3 protein-coding genes are annotated in these 1,710 nt (G+C 50.5%); all 3 read right to left on the reverse strand.

From position 1 onward, the window contains the following. A partial coding sequence (locus GY791_07635) for an AMP-binding protein (protein ID MCP4328291.1) occupies nt 1–354 on the reverse strand: 354 nt, incomplete at its 3' end. 20 nt (nt 355–374) lie between these two features. Then, entirely contained in the window at nt 375–1,058 is a 684-nt protein-coding gene (locus tag GY791_07640) for an AMP-binding protein (GenBank protein ID MCP4328292.1), read from the reverse strand. A 46-nt stretch (nt 1,059–1,104) separates the two neighbouring features. Then, nucleotides 1,105–1,710 (reverse strand): non-ribosomal peptide synthetase (locus tag GY791_07645; GenBank protein ID MCP4328293.1); only part of this gene is annotated, 606 nt, incomplete at its 5' end.

The raw sequence follows: 1,710 nt of genomic DNA on the forward strand, positions 1-1,710 counted from the left end.
GAGGTTAGCATGTTCCAGCACCACGCCCTTGGGCTTTCCTGTCGTGCCCGAGGTGTACAAGATGTAGGAAGACGTGTTGAGCGCAGGGGGGCACCTGTTCACTGCACTGCATTCTGGAAGAAGTGCATCATCAAGGATCTTTGCCACACTCAGCATGGGACAGCCCACAAGGCCACCATGCTTTGCGAAAGCATCCCTGTCCTTAACCAGCAGGGCCCTCAACTCTGCATCCTCTACAATCAGCTCAATTCGTTCATCAGGATAGCTAGGATCAATCGGTACATATGCTCCCCCCGCCATGAGGACACCTGCGAGAGAGAGTGAATCTCTATTAGTGGTCTTACTTTCCTCCAAGATGCACATTCAATAAGGCCCTACGTACCATAGATGGATGCAATCGCCTCAGCCGAGTCATTGGTCATAAGCAGGCCAACCGTCGAGTCGACTTCAACCCCTAATACTCGCATTTGTCTTGCTACCTTCTCTGCCATGCTTTGCAGCTCTGCATATGAGATATTCCGCTTCAGCCCTCCGTACTCAATCAAGGCTATTGCATTGGGATTTGCCTCGGCTTGATCCAGGAAAAACTCGTGTGCCAGCCACCCAGGCTTAGGGAAAGGAGCTGATGTTTTGTTCCAATCCATTAACTGCTTCTTTTGCTCGGCCTGGGTGAGCATGGGAAGGTCCCATACTACTTTGTGTGGGTTCTCCACCGCCATCTCCAGCAGGTTCTTGAAACATTCAAACATCATGACTACAGTGCTTTGATCAAAGAGCTTCGAGTTAAAAAGTATACTGCCCTTCATACCATCTTTCTGCAGCAGCTCTGAGTCAGAAACACGGAGCAGAAACAACGAGAGGTCCATACCTTCTAAAGGCGTCTGGCCTTCCACTGCTTTTGCCACTGGAAAATGGCCACTCCTGCTCTGCTCTTCAGTTTGCCATAGAGACTCGAGCTCCAAAGCACTCAAAAATTCAATATCCGAAGAACTCATTTGCTTCATACCATCACTGAAATAGCTGTCAGAATCAACGGAGGAGAGCAAAACCTGTTCCAAGTAGGTAGGGTTACATCACAATCAGCAACATAATTAGCAAAAAATGTCAAACAAATGGGCATACCTGGTAGACAGGATGGCAGTTGGCAATACGCGGCACTTGAAGGCGTTGTACGATCCGTGTGAAGGGAATGTTAGCATGACGTAATGCGTCGGTCACAATGAGCCGCTGCCGTTCCAGCAGAGTGGAGAAGCTCGGTCGCCCCTTCAGGTCCCCTCGTATCGCTAACATATCAACGATGCACCCCACCATTTCATGTAGCCGCACATCATCTCGGCCAGTATTGGGTGTCCCCACCACCAAATCCTCTACATTGCCTGAAAGGCGGCTCAACGTTAGCTGAAAGGCTGCCATGAGCCCCACAAATATGGTACAATGGTGTTGAGTACAGAGATCTGCAAGCACAGCCACCAGCTTTCCAGGCAGGAAAACAGGCAAAAGAGAGCCCTCACGGCCACTGGATGTTTCAGAACGTGGTCGGTCAAAGGGGAGGTTCAGTGGTGTTGGTGCATTAGCCAGCTGCTTCGTCCAATAGTCCAGCTGCTGTTCCAATTGCCCCTCCATTTCAAGGCGACGCCACTGCCACACAGCATAGTCTGCATACTCTACAGGTAGATGTGGTAACCCTTTCGGCTCCTCAGCACCATCTGC

Source organism: Alphaproteobacteria bacterium, assembly GCA_024244705.1.
GTDB lineage: Bacteria > Pseudomonadota > Alphaproteobacteria > JAAEOK01 > JAAEOK01 > JAAEOK01.